The following is a 17,170-nucleotide window of genomic DNA, read 5'->3' as shown; positions in this document are numbered from 1 at the left end:
GCCTTTTTGGGCTTTTTGGTCATTCAACTTCCCCCTTAAGAGCCTTGACAGCGCTCTTAAAGACTCTTCCCCTTTCCTCATAATCCTTGAACATATCCCAACTGGCACAGGCCGGAGAAAGCAGCACGTTATAGCCCGGGGAAGCCAGGCTAAAAGCCTTTCTCACGCCTTCCTCTATGCTGCTAACACGATATACCCTGTCAAATCCCTTTTCCTTTGCGGTTTTAATTAGCTTATCGGCCGTTTCTCCCAGCACCACCATATGGGTGACGGTGTTACCGAAAGCATCTATGAACTCATCAAAGCTGCTGCCCTTATCCATCCCCCCTGCAATGAGGACAGTGGGGCCCTTCATGGCACGTATGGCCTTTATGGAAGCATCGGGGTTGGTACCCTTTGAATCGTTATAAAACTTGACCCCACCAATTGTATCGACATATTCGATGCGGTGCTCCACCCCTTTAAAGGTCTTCAGGGTGATGGCGATATCTTCCGGGGTTGCTCCCATTATTCTGGCCATCAAAGAGGCAGCCAAAGCATTTTCCAGGTTATGCTCTCCCGGTATGAATATGTCGTCCACGCCGCATATGGCTTCCTTTCCATGCCCTATGTCCAGCACCACCGTGCCGTCCTCCACCCATGCACCCTTGGATAGAGGTTTTAAACGGCTAAAGAACAGCACTTGAGCCCGGGCCTTCCCTGCCAGCCCTGCCGCCGCTTCATTATCGGCATTTAAAACCACCCAGTCACCGGGAGTGCAATTTTCAAAGATCCTGGCCTTTGCGGCTATGTAATTCTCCATGGTCTTATGGCGATTGAGGTGGTCAGGGGTAATGTTGAGGATGGCAGCCACCCGAGGATGAAAGTCGCGTATGGCCTCCAGCTGAAAGCTGCTCACCTCCACCACCGCTATATCGCCATCATCCATTTCCAAAGCCTTGCTGACAAAGGGCACGCCGATATTGCCCACCACGTACGCATTGAAGCCCGCTTTCTTCAATATCTCACCCGTCAAGGTGACAGTAGTCGTTTTACCGTTGGTGCCAGTGATGGCCACAATGGGCGCCGAGCACAGCCTATAAGCAAGCTCCAGTTCGCTTATGACCTCGCATCCCAGCCGCTGCGCCTTTTGCACAAAGGGGGAGTCGATTGGCACCGAAGGGCTTATGACCATCAAGTCCACCTTATCAACCAAGGCATCGGGCGTATCGCCGAGATAAAGCTCCACGCCGAGCTGCTCAAGCTCCGATATGGAAGAATCCAGCTGTTGTCGCGTCTTTATATCATTGGCTATGACCTTTGCACCCAGCCCCTTTAAGGCTTTGACGACGGCGATGCCGCTTCGTGCAAGGCCTACCACAAGCACTGTCTTCCCCTGGTATGTCATATTATCCTCCCGTATAATTGCTGATTATTTCGCCCTTTCATCTGGTTCAATGGGAACTATCCATCGCTCATAGAGACGGTAACTTCTCAAGTATGCACCTTTTAATGGATAAAACCCTGTTCGATATCCGATAACTCACACTTCCATCCAATAGCCTATGGAAAATGCTTAGACTTCTATCGTTTTTTCATACGGCCACAAGGCCAATGAGGCACAGCAGGGCGGTTGCTATCATGAACATGGTGACCACCTTGGGCTCACTCATGCCGCCCAGTTCAAAATGGTGATGAAGGGGGCTCATGCGAAATACCCTCTTCCCGGCTAATTTATATGACGCCACCTGTATTATGACCGATAGAGCCTCGGCCATATATACCCCGCCTATTATGGGCAAAAAGAGGGGGAGCTTCAGCAAAATGGCTAGAGCTACAACAGCTCCGCCTAAGCCCATGGAACCGGTATCCCCCATGAACACCTGGGCGGGATAGGCATTAAACCGCAAAAAGCCCAGACATCCTCCGGCCACGGCGCCGGCAAATATCATGAGGTTCTCGTAATTTACCGCCAAGTACTCTAGGCCTTCCTGCCGCATGGCCGAGGCCAGGTATGCCGCCAGAATGCTGAAGGTAGCCGCCACTATGAGGGTAACACCCGAAGCCAGGCCGTCCAAGCCATCATTGAGGTTCACGCTGTTGACGGTACCCACTATTACAAACGTCATGAGCGGGATGTACATGATGCCCAAGTCCCACTCCCATTTAAAAAAAGGAATGGTGACGCTGCTACCCACATGGGTATAGGCGTAATATGAAAACACTACTCCGATGGCGATCTGCACCAAAATTTTCTGATAAGCTTTAAGCCCCAGGGATCTATGCCTGACTATCTTGATATAGTCATCCACAAACCCTATAAGCCCAAATCCCAGCATCACCAGCAGAGCAGCCAACATGAAATCCAGGCTGCCCCTGACCAGCACGAGGGAGGCTATGCAAATGGGTATTAAAAATATGACTCCTCCCATGGTGGGAGTGCCGGCTTTTTTCAGGTGAGTTTGAGGGCCTTCGTGGCGCACCTGTTGACCAAACTTGAGCCTTCTGAGCATGGGAATGGCAACTACTCCAGCTACAAGAGAAAGCACAAACGATATTATAACCGCATATATCAATGCTCCCAAGGTTTATAACCCCCTTTTAAGAGGTGGGAAACAACTTCCTCCATCTTCATACCCCGTGATCCTTTTACTAATATTGTATCACCGCTTTGGACAATTGTGTCTAACAAATCTATTACATCTTTATTACCGCTGCAGTGGTATATGCTTGAAGGCGGCATGCCAGCCGCTCGTGCTTCCATACCTATCCAACGGCTACTATGCCCCCGAGTAATCAGCACATCGACTTTGCTTTCCACCACCGCCCTGCCCACCTCACGATGCCCTTCCTCGGCATAATCCCCTAACTCCAGCATATCCCCCAACACGGCAATCCTGCGCGTCGCCGGCATGTCCTTTAATACCGAAAGGGCGGCTTTCATGGAATCGGGGCTGGCATTGTACACGTCATCGATGACCACAACGCCCTGCTGCGTCTTTAATATATTGAGCCGCATGTTGCCGGGTTTAAAAGCCCTTAAGGCCTCCTTCATCTCACCAAAGCTTATCCCGAAAAGCCGTCCCACAGCGATGGCTGCCAGGCTGTTATATACATTGTGCCTTCCGGGGAGCGAAAGCTCGAAGAGGTGCTCTTCATCGCCGCTTATCAATTTAAAACTGGTGCCCTGCCCTCCCGTAATTATGTCTACAGCTCTGAAATCCGCATCCTGCCCCGTTCCGAAGAACTTGACTCCAAATGGAAAGCGCCCTTTTACTTTCCACAGCATGTCATCATCGCCATTTAGCACGGCAACCCCATTTCCTGGGAAATAATCGAAAATTTCCAGCTTGGCCCTGAGTATGTTTTCCCTGCTGCCCAGCTTCTCTATATGGGAAACGCCTATATTGGTGATGACTCCAACGCAGGGAAGAGCCGCTTCGGCCATCCGATGGATCTCCCCAAACCCGCTCATGCCCATCTCCACCACCGCTACCTCATGGTGCCGTTGTATCCTAAACAGCGTCAGAGGCAGGCCGATTTCGTTATTGAGATTGCCCTCGGTTTTGAGAACGCTGTAACGCGCCGAGAGCACGTTACATATCATGTCTTTGGTGGTGGTTTTACCGGTACTGCCCGTCACCGCCACTACGGGGATGTTGAACTTCCTTCTATAATATCCTGCAAGGCGCTCAAGGGCAGCAAGGGTGTTATCGACTTCAATGACGCTTACGTTCTCTGGGATCCAATCGATGTTGCGCTGGATGAGAACAGCCTTTGCGCCTTTTTGTGCCGCCTGATGGATGAAGTCATGGCCGTCAAACCTATCGCCAATGAGACACACAAACAGTTCTCCCGGCTTTATGGTCCTGCTGTCGGTGCTTACCCCTGCTACCGAACCCTCTGCATCTCCTTTGACCAACCTGCCACCGGTAGCCTTCAACACCTCTCGCATCGATAGGGGTTCCATCAAACCTTCTCCTTTCCCAGCAGTTCGGCCACTATCTTCCTTTCATCGAAAGGAATTATGCGGTTGTTCTTCAATATCTGATAGGTTTCGTGGCCCTTGCCGGCGAGTATGATGACATCCCCTGCCCTGCCATGGTTTAAGGCATAGGCGATGGCTTCTTTCCGGTCCTCGATGACCACATAGGGGCAAGTGGTCTTCTCGATGCCGGGTATGATCTGCTGGATGATGGCCATGGGTTCCTCATTGCGCGGATTATCAGAGGTGATGACGCAAAAGTCGGAGTACTTTCCCGCCACCTCTCCCATTATGGGTCGCTTGGAAGGGTCGCGGTCGCCACCGCAGCCAAACACCGTAATGACGCGCCCTCTAGTGAAGTCCCGCGCCGTCTTAAGGACGTTTTCCAGCCCATCGGGCGTATGGGCATAATCTATTATCACCGAATACTCGGTACCAGTATCTAGAAGTTCGAACCGCCCTGGCACGCCCTTTACCTTTTCAAGGCCGGCCTTTATGTATTTAGCGGGCACATTGAGCGCATGACATGCCGTAGCAGCAGCCAGGGCATTGTAGGCGCTGAAAAGCCCGGGAATATTGAGGCTTATCATGCAGGTTTCACCGGGCAAGAACAGCTGGAACGACACCCCCCTGGAAGTAATCTCTATATCCCTTGCAAATACCTGCGCCGCCCCGCTTATCCCATATGTCCACAGCCTTCCCGTTACCCTCTCTGCAAACATCCTCCCGGTCTCGTCGTCGATGTTTATGGCAGCCTGCCTGCTCTGCAAAAACAGCTTTGCCTTGGCCTCACGATACTCCTCAAAGGTATGATGGAAATCCAGATGATCCTGGGTCAAATTAGTAAATACGCCTACCTCAAACTCCACGCCGGCCACCCGTTTAAGGCTCAGGGAATGGGAAGACACCTCCATCACGATGGCGTTTACGCCCTCATCCTGCATCTCCTTAAAGAGCCTTTGCAGGTCCATCGATTCGGGCGTGGTTCTCTCGGCAGGGAGCATCTTGGAACCAATCATGTTGGCAATGGTGCCAATAAGCCCCACTTTCTTGCCCGCTTCCTCCAGTATGGATTTTATCAGATAGGTCACCGTGGTCTTTCCGTTGGTGCCGGTCACTCCGATTATGGGTATATCCCGCGCAGGATACCCATAAAAGATTTGCGACATCAAGGCCATGGCCAGACGCGTATCCTCCACAAATACCTTGGTCACGTGCGGGGGTAAAGGAACATCCTTGCGTAGCACCACGGCATGAGCCCCTTTGGATACCGCCTCAGTGGCAAAGTCATGCCCGTCAAACCGAAAACCTTCAATGCAAAAGAACAAGGACCCAGGCGTAACTTTGCGCGAATCATAATATATGGCATCTATCGGTTTATCGACATCCCCTTCTACGTGGGAAATTTGCATCCCTTTTAGCAGCTCCTTAAGCAACATCTCCTTCATCCTCCCATGTATCGTTTGCCTGTTTACAGTATTATTTACATATCATGGTAATATTATTCGCTATCCTGGCTTTGCCCGCTCTCCTGTCATTCCGCCGCGTTCTGCTGTCCTCCCGATGGCAGAGTAAACCGCACCGTCACTTCAGTACCCTCTTTTACCCGGGTCCCTGGCGCCGGGTCCTGCCCCACAGCAATGCCCGAACCTTCTATCTTAAGCCTCAATCCTTCCGAAACCAGGATCCGGTTGGCCTCGCGAATGGACTTACCCAACACGTTGGGCACCGCTACCATTCCTTCGGCAGGCGCCTCTTCAGCCTGGACCTCAGTCTGTCCTTCGGTCTGTCCCTGTACCTCTCGTTCAGTATACAGCAAAACGGTAGTGCCAGATACAACCTTTGCTCCTGGCTTGGGCATCTGATCCTTTACGACGGTTCCTCCCTCATCGGCCATATACTCCAGCCCTGCCCCTTTGAGGGCCCGGATAGCTTCATCCAGGCTCTTGCCTATTACGTCGGGCACCTCCACCTGCTCGGCTTGCTGCGCTTCCTCGTCCAACTCAGGTTCAATGCCCAAATACTTGAGAGTATCTTCGAGGATATTCTTAACATAGGGCGCTGCGATAATGCTACCGAAAGTAACGGGCGCTTCCGGTTCATCTACCATAAACAGCACGATCACCTTTGGATCATCAGCAGGCGCAAAGCCGATAAATGACGATATGTTCTTATTGGGTATGATCTTGCCCCCCGGTCCGTATTTCTGCGCCGTACCGGTCTTGCCTCCTACCCTATACCCCGGGATATACGCATTCCTTCCGCTCCCATCGGTCACGACGCTTTCCAACACTTCCCTCATGATTTTGGACGTCTCGGGCGATATCACCTGCCGCACCTTTTGGGGGGTAACGGTTTTTACCACCCGCTCGGTTTCCTGGCCGTTCTCATCCACTACCACTTCGCGCAGCTCCTTGGCGATATACGGCTTCATCAAGTTGCCGCCGTTTATGACGGCCGAAACAGCCGTGATGAGCTGGATGGGCGTAACCGAAATGGCCTGCCCAAACCCCATTCTGGCCAGGTCCACGTTTTTTACAGAGTTCCTCGACATAATGATGCCCTTTTCCTCGCCCAGCACGTCGATGCCCGTTGGCTGACCAAAGCCAAATTCGTTGAGGTAATGATAAAATCTATCTTTGCCCAGCCTCAATGCCAGCTCCATAAAGACCGGGTTACACGAGTTCTGCACCGCTTGAGTAAAAGTCTCGTGACCATGGCCGCCCGACCGCCAGCAGTTTATTTTCTGCCCGTCCACAATCTTATATCCCGGACAATTGAAGGTGCTGTTTAAGTTTACAACGCCCTCTTCAAGGGCGGCAGCAGCCGTTATTATTTTAAAAGTGGACCCCGGATCTATGTTGTCCTTACAAACGAAGTTTTTCACGTAATTCTGCATCTCCTCGAAATTTCCCACATCCCTCGGCGGGTTGTTGGGATCAAAAGTGGGCCAGTTTGCCAGCGCCAGTATTTCGCCCGTATTGGGGTCCATGGCCACGGCATATACCTTCTTGGGATTATACTTGGCAACTACGTTGTTGATCTCCCTCTCTACGAAATACTGTATAACCTGGTCAATGGTGAGCACCAAATTAAACCCATTAATGGGCGGAATATACCGGTCTACATTATAGGGCATTTCCCTACCTACCGCATCGGTCTCCATCAGAATCTTACCTGCAAATCCCTTTAGATACTTGTCATAGTAAAGCTCTATACCCTCTTGGCCCTTTAACCCTTCCCCCGGTTCGGCGTATTTCATGGTAAACCCCAAAACATGAGCAGCCAGGCTGCCGTTGGGATAATACCTCTTGGGCTCTTCTGTGAAGTCAAGGCCCTTTATATTCAGGGCGCGGACCTTGTTAGCAGTGCCCCTGTCAACCTGGCGCTTTATCCACACGTATGTACTTGATTTATTGGACAGCTTCTTGTATAGCTCCTGTTCGTCCAGCTCCAAAATGGGCGCAATCAAAGAAGCTACTTTTTGCGGATCGCTTATCTGGCTGGGCCTTGCCGCTATGGATACGGAAGTAGCGCTCTGCGCTAAAATCTTACCGTTTCTGTCCTTGATAACCCCTCTTTTCGGGAAAACGTCCAAATCGCGGGTCCACTGGTCAACCGCTTTCTTCTGAAGGTCTACCCCCCACACCAACTGTATGTATCCCACCCTAACGGTTAAGGCCAAAAAAATTAGAGTAAATCCCAGCAACAAAGCCACCAAACGCTTTCTGTTGGTAACTCCTGGTAATGCCACGGAATTACCACCCCCCTTGCATCACCCCTCAGTCGATCAATCTCAGAATGAGGTCCCAGATGTCCATCTCCTGGTGCTTTACCACTTCGGCCTGTTCCTGCTCTCCCTCATCCTCGGGAAGCTCAACGTACTGTATCTGCGTTTGATCGGGGTAATCCATGTGAAGCTGATTTTTAGCAATCTCTTCAATCTTTTTCAAATCTTCGCTTGCAGCCAATTCCAACTTTAACAGCTCAGTCTGCTTGAGCGCTTGGTCCAGCTCTTTTTCGAGCTCGAGTATCTGCTGATGATTTTCGGATATGGTAGCATGTCGGCTAACTACCAGGAATGCCATGGCAAACCACAGCGCTACCAGAATCACGGACTTTACCATTCTGGCAGTATTAGTCCTTGGCCTTGGTTTAGCCTTGGCCTTGGGTTTGACTTCCCTCCGCGGTTCGGGTAGCCGCTCTATCTGATACTGCCTTTTCGGAGCTACTACCAATTTTATTCATCCTCCTTATCTTTTATGTATCCTCATTCCTGGTAGCCATTCATAACTTTTGACAGCACCTTGCCTTAGCGCTACGCGAACGGGGATTGGTAGAGACTTCCCTTGAGGTAGGGGTCACTGGCTTGCCTGTCAGCACCTTCACCACAGGTCGCCTACCGCACATGCAGATGGGAGAATCAGGGGGACATGTACACGGATTGCTCAAACTGCGAAACACCTGCTTTACTATCCTGTCCTCCAGCGAATGAAATGATATGATGCATAGCCGTCCGCCCGGCTTTAGAACTTCTACCGCGCTTTCTATTGCCTTAGGCAGCAAAGCGAGTTCCTGGTTCACCTCTATGCGTATGGCCTGAAAGGTACGCTTGGCAGGATGGGGCCCTTCCCGCCTTGCAGCAGCCGGTATGGCCCTCTTTATGACATCCACCAGCTGTCCCGTAGTCTCAATGGGCCTGTTGCTTACTATGAACTGGGCTATCCGCTTGGCCCACCGCTCCTCCCCGTATTCCCTGATGACCCGTTCCAGCTCTTGCTGCGAGTACTCATTGACGACGTTGTAAGCGCTGAAGGTTTGAGTAGGGTCCATTCTCATGTCAAGGGGCGCATCCTGCATATATGTAAAGCCTCGAGCTGCCTCATCCAACTGATAGGATGAAACGCCAAGGTCCAACAGTATCCCATCAACGGCATCTACTCCAAGGCTTTGGAGCACCTCTTTTATATCGGCAAAATTGGCATGCACCAGTTTAAAACTGCCTTCAAATTCCCCCAGCTTTTTTTGTGCAGCCTCCAATGCATTGGGGTCCCTATCGATGCCGATCAAAAAACCTCCGGGAACTATCCGCTTCAGTATCTCATAGGCGTGGCCTCCGCCGCCCACCGTCCCGTCTACCACGACCTGCCCGGGATGGCAATCCAAGAGCTCAAGCACCTCATCAAGCAAGACAGGCGTATGGCTAAACTCCATCTACCCACTCCTCCGACTATCAAATCCCAAGCTCGGCCATCCTCTCCACAATGGTTTCATGATCCAGATTTGAAGCGCTGTTGTACTCATCCCATCTGTCCTTGCTCCAAATCTCAACCCGGGTTGATACGCCTATTATGACCACATCCTTTTCCAACCCGGCATACTCCCTCAAATTGGCTGGAATGAGAATCCTACCCTGCTTGTCCAGCTCGCATTCGCACGCGCCCGCAAAAAAGAAACGTATAAATGCGCGGGCATCCTTGTTGGTTAAGGGAAGTGAACGGAGCTTCTTTTCTAAAATGGCCCATTCCTCATTGGGGTATACAAACAGGCAATGATCAAGCCCCTTCGTCAGCACGAACCTTTCTCCTAGGCCTTCCCTGAACTTAGCAGGCATTATGACCCGGCCTTTGGAGTCTATGATGTGCTGATATTCCCCAATGAACAAGCCCCCACCCCCTTAACCTATTATTCCACCACTTTCCCCCACTTTCAACCACTTATATGAATTATTTCTCTAAAACTTTTTAAAATCCTGCTACTCGACGCAAAAAAATAAAAATTTAATTCCCAAGTCCCATAAATTATATCCTTCAAAATAAAAGCCCTGCCCTTGAAGTACTACTCATTAGGACCTCAAGAACAGGGTTTTCATCTCTACGCATGCATTCATAGCATTTAAATATTGGCATCTGGCTATACGGCCATAGCATGCCTAGGCAATACACTGGTATACCAGCTGCTTCTCATAAAGCTGACGGTACAGCCCTCCCTTTTTGATCAGCTCATCGTGAGTGCCAATCTCCTTTATCCTGCCTTTGTCTATCACTATGATCTTATCGGCATTCCTTATGGTGGACAGCCTGTGGGCTATGATTATGGTGGTCCTTCCGCCTGATATATTGGCCATGGCCTGCTGAATGGCCATCTCGGTCTCGGTATCGATATTTGCCGTCGCCTCGTCCAGCACGAACACCGCAGGGTCAAAGGCTACCGCCCGGGCAAAGGATATGAGCTGCCTCTGGCCAGCCGAAAAGGTACAACCCCTTTCCTTTACCTCCTCATCATATTTATTGGGCAGGGACTCGATAAACCTGTCGGCACAGACCAGTTTGGCTGCCCTCATTATATCCTCATCGGTTATGGAGCCGTTTCGCAGACGTATATTGGATTTGATATCCCCCGAAAACAGAAACACGTCTTGCATTACCACCGCTATCTGGCGTCTCAAATCCTTCAAGTTGTACTCCCGTATGTCTACTCCATCGATCAATATCTTCCCTTTTTGTATGTCATAGAACCTAGCCATAAGGCTTATGATGGTGGATTTACCCGAACCGGTGGCTCCCACAAAGGCCACCGTCTCGCCCGGTTCTATCTTAAAGCTAACGTCCTTTAGCACCCAGTTTTCATCATCATACGCAAACCACACATTCTTGAACTCGATCTCGCCCCTGATACGCTCCACATGTTTCCCCGTCTTCATATCCTCCGAAAGCTCTCGGGTATCCAGCACATCGAATATGCGCTCTGCAGAAATCAAAGCCGACTGTATGGAGGTATAAAACTCGGCGATCTCGTTGATAGGCGCAAAGAATTGCCTGATATAGGTTATAAAGGCATATAGGACCCCTATCTCCAGGTGTCCGCCCGTAATCCTGCCGCTGGCATACCATATCATCACCGCAATGATCAAGGTGTTGATGACCTCTATGATAGGCCTTCCCAAGCTGTTTAAGATCACTTCCCTGAGGCTGGTATCGAAGTACTCCTTATCGAGCTTTTGGAATTCTTGAAGCTTTTCCTTTTCCCTGTGGAAGATGCGCACCAGCTTCATGCCAGAAATGTTCTCAGCCAAAAATCCGTTTATCCTGCCTATGAGCATCTTCATCCTCAAAAAGTTCTTTCGCGCCGCTTTTCTATATATAAAGGTAACCAGGACTATCAAAGGGATGCTGCCCATGCTGATGAGGGCAAGGGAAGCGTCCAGAGCAAACATGGTAGCTATTATTCCCAAAATCATAATTATATCCTTAACGGAGTTGACCAGCACACCTGAAAAAATTTCATTTAATGCCTCCACGTCGTTTGTCACCCTGGTGAGTATCCTGCCCGATGAGTTCCTGTCGAAAAACTTCATAGACATGTTCTGTATATGCGTAAAAAGCTGTTTTCTCATATCATACATTATTTTCTGGCCGATATACGTCAGTATATAGGTTTGCGAATAGGTAAGAGCGCAGCCCGCCAGTACAACTGCCAGATACAGCAGTCCCATGCGCATGAAGACGTCAGGAGCGTATATCTTCAAAGCCAGGTAGTTGTCTATCACATGCTTTATGATATAGGGCTTTATGAGGGCGGCCCCGTTTATCAAAAATGCAAAGAGTATGTTCAAAGCCAGCAGCGGTAAATATGGCTTAAAATACCCAAGCAGCCTTATAAATAGGGCCTTTTTGGGGCGGCGCAGAACATATTCGTTATCCATCCTATATTCCATTTCTGTTACCCCCTTGCCTGTAACAACAGATTATCCTCAGCCTGCTCTATTTGAGAAGTGTAAAGGTTGTAATAAGCACCTCTGAGCCGCATCAGCTCTTCATGGGTACCCCTTTCGATGATCCGTCCCTCATCAAGGAATATGATGTGGTCACAGTACCTCACCACTGAAACGCGGTGAGATATCACTATACCCGTCCGCCCTTTCAACACATTTTTGAGGTTTTCCAAAATCCTCTGTTCGGTTTTGGTATCCACCGCCGAAAGGCTGTCATCGAGTATGAGTATGGAAGGGTCTTTGATAATTGCCCTGGCTATGGAAATCCTCTGCTTCTGGCCGCCCGATAGGGTTACTCCACGTTCGCCGACTACCGTATTAAATCCTTCCGGAAAAGAGATTATCTCATCGTAGATGCCCGCCATTTTGGCAGCATCTTCAATCTGACTATCGCTGTATATGGGCTTGAAAAATTGGATATTGTCCTTTATGGTAGTGGAGAAAAGGAAATTATCCTGAGGCACATAGCCTATGTTTTCCCTCAACACCTTTAAAGGTATATGATTTATATCCCTTCCCCCTATGAATATGTGGCCATCCTCCACCTCATACAGCCTGAGCAGAAGGTTAACCAGCGTGGTTTTCCCGCTGCCGGTTCTGCCCAGTATGCCCAAAGTTTCACCTTCTTTGATCTCCAGGTTGATATCATGCAAAACTATTTTGTCTGTGCCGGGGTAGGCAAATGTCAAATCCCTTATCACGATATGTCCTCTTAACTTTTCCACCGGCTGTGAATCTTCTACCTGGCGATTTAGTCCGAAGAGCGATACAGTAGCCAGCGCATTCTCCGCATCCTTTTCGCTGCTTTGGCAGAAGATCCTGTCAAGCCGCTGGATGGATGCAATCCCCCTCTGCCACACGTCTATAATCCTGCCTATGCTTACGATAGGTCCCATGATTACCATTATATATGAGCTGAAGGCCACATAGTCCCCCAGCGATATCACGCCTTTTGCCACCAGCCCGCCGCCGTATATTATAAACAGCACCGTGCTTATGCCGAAGGTTAATTGAGTTACCGGCCCCAACACGGCCGACACCCTGGTCAAGCTCATCTGGGTATCGACCCTGACTTGATTGTACTTCAAGAAATCTTCAACCTCTTCCTCTTCCTGCGCAAAGGCCTTTATCACCCTGATGCCCGATATGCTCTCCTGCACCTTGCCCGACATCTCAGCAAAAGCCTTTTGCACCATTCCAAACCTCTCCCTGATCTTCTTTCGTAAAAAGTATATGACCAATACTATGATGGGCGCAGGGGCAAGGGCCATCAAAGTCAACATGGGGCTTATGGTCCTTACCATGATCATAATAGATATGGTATTGACCACCACACCATCCAGGATAGAAGTGAAGCCAAAGCCAAAAACCCTCCTTATGGCCTGTATATCATTTATGGCATAGGCTATGAGGTCTCCCGTCTTGTTGTTATCATAAAAGGAAGCCGGAAGCGTCTGCATGTGCGCAAACAGCTTTTCCCTCAAATAGCACTCCAAATATCTGTTGCTGCCAACCAAGAAATACCTCCAGGTAAACCTCAGCACGAATACAGCCACGGTAGCAGCCACCAGCATGAGGAGGTACTTATTGGTGACAGAGGCGGGCATCCTGTCGTTGATGCTGTCGGTCACATATCCCGTTATCTTGGGAATCATGGATGATATAAAAGAGGTAATGAGCAGGACAATCATACCTATTATATATCTCCATTTAAATTGCTTTATAAATTCCCACAACAGCTGCGTGGTCTTCACGATATACGAGCGCAGTAGCCCCATCTCCCTCAAGAAGGGGATGAGTGCGCTCTACCCTCCTTTCCAATATAACACCTTGCCTTGTTATAAGCCTTTAAATTACCACCTCTGGAACTGTGGCGTATATTCCCACCAAAAAGCCTTTCTGCATTTTGAATGATGTATCGAAAAGTTTTTTGAGTCCTCGGAAAATCGCTTTTAAGACGACTCCCTTATGACGAATTCCGAAGGCAATACGGTAGTAGGAGCCATCTCCCCACTATCGATGGCCTTAAGCACCATCTCGGCCGCTTTTAAGCCCATGTCATAAAGGGGAAGCTCAATGGACGAGAGGGTGGGATGAATGAGCTCAAAGAAATTGGACGAACCCACGGCCACAATCCTCACGTCCTGAGGTATCCTTATGCCCAACATATGGCACGACTTTACAGTCAATATGCCAAACCGCGGGGAAGCTGCAAGTATGGCATCAGGGCGGCAGCCCCTGCCTTCAAAAAGCCCCATTATGGCCCGGCATACCTCGCCATTATCATATCCTCCCAAAATGGTAAGCTCCTCTTTTACCTCATAGCCATGCAAAGCCATAGCTTCCTTAAAGACCTCCAGCCTCCTATCGTTGGGACGCCTAGGTACAGGGCCTGCATAAGCAATCTCTTTTACCCCCTTGGATTTAAAGTATTCTATTACAGCCGGAATATGGCTTAAGTGATCAGTACACACCTCCCCCACATCCCGTCCCAAAGGATAGGGATTGACCATCACATAGGGAATGCCCATGCTATCCATATATCCCATATCCTCATCTGATATGGAGGCAAATGCGAAGATTATACCGTCTATCCTGTTGGAACTGTAGTATTTTATGAACTCGGATTCCTGTATAGATTCGTATCTATTAAAGAGGAGGCTTACCGAATAGTTGCGGGCCTGCAGCCCGTCTCTTATGCCCTCTAGGGTTTTCATGAAATAAAAATTGGTGACGTTTCTGTCGGTCACCACCCCCACCGACATGGACCTTTTAAGCTTCATCCCTCTGGCGATCTGATCAGGGTGGTAATTGAGCTTTTTTATGGCATCCAACACGGCCTGCCGGGTCTCGGGCCTTATCTTAACCCCCTTCACGTCGTTCAGTATGTACGACACCGTAGCCTGGGAAACGCCAGCCTCCCTGGCTACATCCTTGCTAGAAACCGACTTCTTCTTCCTCATACTTCACCCTCGCGCCACCTCCTTCAGGATGGTAAAAACGTGCTTTCCCTCCCTTCAAAAACATAAACTTGGGCTTGATTCTCCTACCTAATAATCACCTTCAAGCACTTTTCATGTACTTATACGTATAAATTGTGGTTCATAATCAACTTATACGTATAAATTAAGTAGAAATAAATAAGAAAGCGCCGTTCATAAAGGGCACGTTCCACCACCTACAACGTAAACAATAATCCGATTTATTTATACGTATAAATTGTAAAGCATATGTGCCGATTTGTCAACAATAGCCAACCAAAAAGTTGATGAGACAGCTTAAAGCTGCCTCATCAATCGCTGAACCTCAGCAAAAGGCTTCAGCTTATGGATTTGGTGCGAATCTCTTCCAATATCATATTCATGAACTGGTCAAGGGACATGGCGCCAAGGTCTCCTTTGCCTCGGGCCCTTACCGCTACCGTCCCGTTTTCCTGCTCCTTATCGCCCAGCACCAGCATATAGGGTATCTTCTCCAGCTGCGCCTCCCTCACCTTGTATCCTATCTTCTCGTTCCTCAGGTCGGTCTCCACCCTGATATCGGCATCCCTGAGCCTAGCAGCTACTTGTTCCGCATAGGCATTAGCCCTATCGGTGACGGTGAGTATGCGCACCTGCACCGGTGCCAGCCATGTTGGGAAAGCACCCGCAAAGTGCTCTACCAGAATGCCTATAAAGCGCTCGATGCTCCCAAATACCACCCGGTGTATCATGACGGGGCGATGCTTCTGGCCATCAGGGCCAACGTAGGTCAGGTCAAACCTCTCGGGCATCTGGAAATCCAGCTGGATTGTTCCGCACTGCCACGTCCTGCCTATGCTGTCTTCCAGGTGGAAATCAATTTTGGGCCCATAAAAAGCCCCATCCCCTTCATTGATCTTGTACTCCAAGCCCTTGGCCTCTAAGGCCTCTTTGAGCGCGTTGGTAGCCCGCTCCCAGTCCTCATCCGACCCCATGGAATTCTCTGGCCTGGTGGACAGCTCCACGTGGTACTTAAACCCAAATATGCCGTAGAAGTAATCCACCAGGTCAATGACGCCCAGGATCTCGTCCTTTATCTGCTCTGGCAGCATAAAGATATGGGCATCGTCCTGAGTGAAGCAGCGTACCCGCATGAGGCCGTGCAGCACGCCCGACAGTTCATGCCTATGAACAAGCCCCAGCTCAGCCATCCTGATGGGCAGGTCCCTGTAGCTGTGTATCTTGCGTTTGTACAGTATCATGCTACCCGGACAGTTCATGGGTTTTATGGCATAATCCTCATCGTCAATCTTGGTAAAGTACATGTTTTCACGGTAATGGTCCCAATGCCCCGAGCGGACCCATAAATCGCGATTCAGTATGATGGGCGTCTTTATCTCCTGATAGCCCCTCTTGTAGTGCTCCTTCCTCCAGAAATCCTCCAGGATGTTGCGAAGGATCATGCCTTTAGGATGGAAGAAAGGAAAGCCCGGCCCCTCCTCATGAAGGCTGAAGAGGTCCAGCTCCTTGCCCAGCTTTCTGTGGTCCCTCTTCTTGGCCTCCTCCAGGCGCTGCAAATACTCCTCCAGCTGGCTCTTCTTGGGGAAAGAAACGCCATATATCCGCTGCAGCATCTTGTTTTTTTCATCGCCGCGCCAGTAAGCTCCGGCCACGCTGAGCAGCTTTATTGCCTTAACCATACCGGTGGAGGGCAGGTGTGGCCCGCTGCATAGATCCACGAAATCCCCCTGCCGGTAAAACGAGATCTCCTCTCCCTCTGGGATGTCGCCTATAAGCTCCACCTTATATGGCTCGCCTTTCTCCTTCACAAATTCAATGGCCTGCTCCCTGGGCAGCACAAACCTCTCGAGGGGCAAGTCCTCCTTGACTATCCTGTTCATCTCCTCCTCGATGGCCTGCAGGTCATCAGGCGAAAAGGGCTTCTCCACATCGAAATCGTAATAAAACCCGTTATCTATGGCGGGCCCGATGGAAAGCTTGGCATCGGGGAACAACCTTTTTACAGCCTGCGCCATGATGTGGGATGAGGTATGCCAGAAAACCTTTTTTCCTTCCTCATCGTCAAAGGTCAGTATATTGAGCTGGCAATCCTCATGCAGCTTTGTCGATAGGTCAACGGTACGCCCGTTCACCTGCGCAGCCACAGCCGATTTGGCCAGCTTCATGCTTATATCCTTTACGATATCGGCTATGGTCGTCCCTTCGGGATACTGCCTCACCGAGCCGTCTTTAAGCATCACTTTTATCATACCGCCTTCATCCTTTCGTATGAAATTGTATAAAAGCCGAGCACGATTTATATCAGGCAATTAAAAAACCTCCCATCCCTACAAGGGACGAGAGGCTACCCGCGGTTCCACCCTTATTGGTCCTACAAGGAGGACCCACCTCTATTGGCCGTTAACGGGGCCACCCGCCATGCTCAAAGGGTGGTCTTCAACTGGACCTAGT

The 17,170-nt window shown here is 49.9% G+C and carries 12 protein-coding genes; all 12 read right to left on the bottom strand.

Annotated features, from left to right (window positions below):
* Positions 1–19: 19 nt before the first annotated feature.
* On the bottom strand, positions 20–1,387 hold the full coding sequence (gene murD / locus FWJ59_RS00910) for a UDP-N-acetylmuramoyl-L-alanine--D-glutamate ligase (RefSeq protein ID WP_414480102.1): 1,368 nt from the start codon (positions 1,385–1,387) through the stop codon (positions 20–22).
* 187 nt (positions 1,388–1,574) lie between these two features.
* Positions 1,575–2,564, bottom strand: coding sequence for a phospho-N-acetylmuramoyl-pentapeptide-transferase (gene mraY / locus FWJ59_RS00905; RefSeq protein WP_414480101.1), 990 nt, complete (start codon positions 2,562–2,564; stop codon positions 1,575–1,577).
* Positions 2,552–3,949 carry a UDP-N-acetylmuramoyl-tripeptide--D-alanyl-D-alanine ligase gene (locus FWJ59_RS00900; protein WP_414480100.1) on the bottom strand — a complete coding sequence of 466 codons (1,398 nt, stop codon included), beginning with the start codon at positions 3,947–3,949 and terminating at the stop codon, positions 2,552–2,554. The genes mraY and FWJ59_RS00900 overlap by 13 nt, the downstream gene beginning before the upstream one ends.
* On the bottom strand, positions 3,949–5,403 hold the full coding sequence (locus FWJ59_RS00895) for a UDP-N-acetylmuramoyl-L-alanyl-D-glutamate--2,6-diaminopimelate ligase (protein WP_414480104.1): 1,455 nt from the start codon (positions 5,401–5,403) through the stop codon (positions 3,949–3,951). The genes FWJ59_RS00900 and FWJ59_RS00895 overlap by 1 nt, the downstream gene beginning before the upstream one ends.
* Before the next feature lie 95 nt (positions 5,404–5,498).
* A complete protein-coding gene (locus FWJ59_RS00890) occupies positions 5,499–7,718 on the bottom strand; it encodes a stage V sporulation protein D (RefSeq protein WP_414480099.1) in 2,220 nt (739 codons plus the stop codon).
* Positions 7,719–7,746: 28 nt separating this feature from the next.
* Positions 7,747–8,202, bottom strand: a complete 456-nt coding sequence (locus tag FWJ59_RS00885; RefSeq protein ID WP_414480098.1) for a septum formation initiator family protein — start codon at positions 8,200–8,202, stop codon at positions 7,747–7,749.
* Between the two features lie 49 nt (positions 8,203–8,251).
* Positions 8,252–9,178 carry a 16S rRNA (cytosine(1402)-N(4))-methyltransferase RsmH gene (gene rsmH / locus FWJ59_RS00880; protein ID WP_414480097.1) on the bottom strand — a complete coding sequence of 309 codons (927 nt, stop codon included), beginning with the start codon at positions 9,176–9,178 and terminating at the stop codon, positions 8,252–8,254.
* Between the two features lie 19 nt (positions 9,179–9,197).
* Entirely contained in the window at positions 9,198–9,629 is a 432-nt protein-coding gene (mraZ, locus tag FWJ59_RS00875; protein ID WP_414480096.1) for a division/cell wall cluster transcriptional repressor MraZ, read from the bottom strand.
* A 267-nt stretch (positions 9,630–9,896) separates the two neighbouring features.
* Entirely contained in the window at positions 9,897–11,681 is a 1,785-nt protein-coding gene (locus FWJ59_RS00870; protein WP_414480095.1) for an ABC transporter ATP-binding protein, read from the bottom strand.
* Positions 11,682–11,686: 5 nt separating this feature from the next.
* Positions 11,687–13,516: an ABC transporter ATP-binding protein gene (locus tag FWJ59_RS00865; protein WP_414480094.1), complete on the bottom strand. Its 1,830-nt coding sequence runs from the start codon at positions 13,514–13,516 to the stop codon at positions 11,687–11,689.
* Between the two features lie 174 nt (positions 13,517–13,690).
* A complete protein-coding gene (locus FWJ59_RS00860; protein ID WP_414480093.1) occupies positions 13,691–14,701 on the bottom strand; it encodes a LacI family DNA-binding transcriptional regulator in 1,011 nt (336 codons plus the stop codon).
* A 356-nt stretch (positions 14,702–15,057) separates the two neighbouring features.
* Positions 15,058–16,968 carry a threonine--tRNA ligase gene (thrS, locus tag FWJ59_RS00855; protein WP_414480103.1) on the bottom strand — a complete coding sequence of 637 codons (1,911 nt, stop codon included), beginning with the start codon at positions 16,966–16,968 and terminating at the stop codon, positions 15,058–15,060.
* Between the last annotated feature and the right edge of the window lie 202 nt (positions 16,969–17,170).

This window comes from Caldicoprobacter sp., assembly GCF_047459465.1.
Taxonomy (GTDB): Bacteria; Bacillota; Clostridia; order Caldicoprobacterales; family Caldicoprobacteraceae; genus Caldicoprobacter.
The sequence above is the reverse complement of the archived record's forward strand: the minus strand, read 5'-3'. Positions and strand labels throughout refer to the sequence as shown.

What these genes read in the sequence shown, in the direction of transcription:
- FWJ59_RS00860 (WP_414480093.1), bottom strand. Translation starts at nt 14,701, where the DNA reads ATGAGGAAGAAGAAGTCGGTTTCTAGCAAGGATGTAGCCAGGGAGGCT.
- FWJ59_RS00900 (WP_414480100.1), bottom strand. Translation starts at nt 3,949, where the DNA reads ATGGAACCCCTATCGATGCGAGAGGTGTTGAAGGCTACCGGTGGCAGG.
- FWJ59_RS00865 (WP_414480094.1), bottom strand. Translation starts at nt 13,516, where the DNA reads ATGGGGCTACTGCGCTCGTATATCGTGAAGACCACGCAGCTGTTGTGG.
- FWJ59_RS00895 (WP_414480104.1), bottom strand. Translation starts at nt 5,403, where the DNA reads ATGTTGCTTAAGGAGCTGCTAAAAGGGATGCAAATTTCCCACGTAGAA.
- FWJ59_RS00870 (WP_414480095.1), bottom strand. Translation starts at nt 11,681, where the DNA reads ATGGAATATAGGATGGATAACGAATATGTTCTGCGCCGCCCCAAAAAG.
- murD (WP_414480102.1), bottom strand. Translation starts at nt 1,387, where the DNA reads ATGACATACCAGGGGAAGACAGTGCTTGTGGTAGGCCTTGCACGAAGC.
- rsmH (WP_414480097.1), bottom strand. Translation starts at nt 9,178, where the DNA reads ATGGAGTTTAGCCATACGCCTGTCTTGCTTGATGAGGTGCTTGAGCTC.
- thrS (WP_414480103.1), bottom strand. Translation starts at nt 16,968, where the DNA reads ATGATAAAAGTGATGCTTAAAGACGGCTCGGTGAGGCAGTATCCCGAA.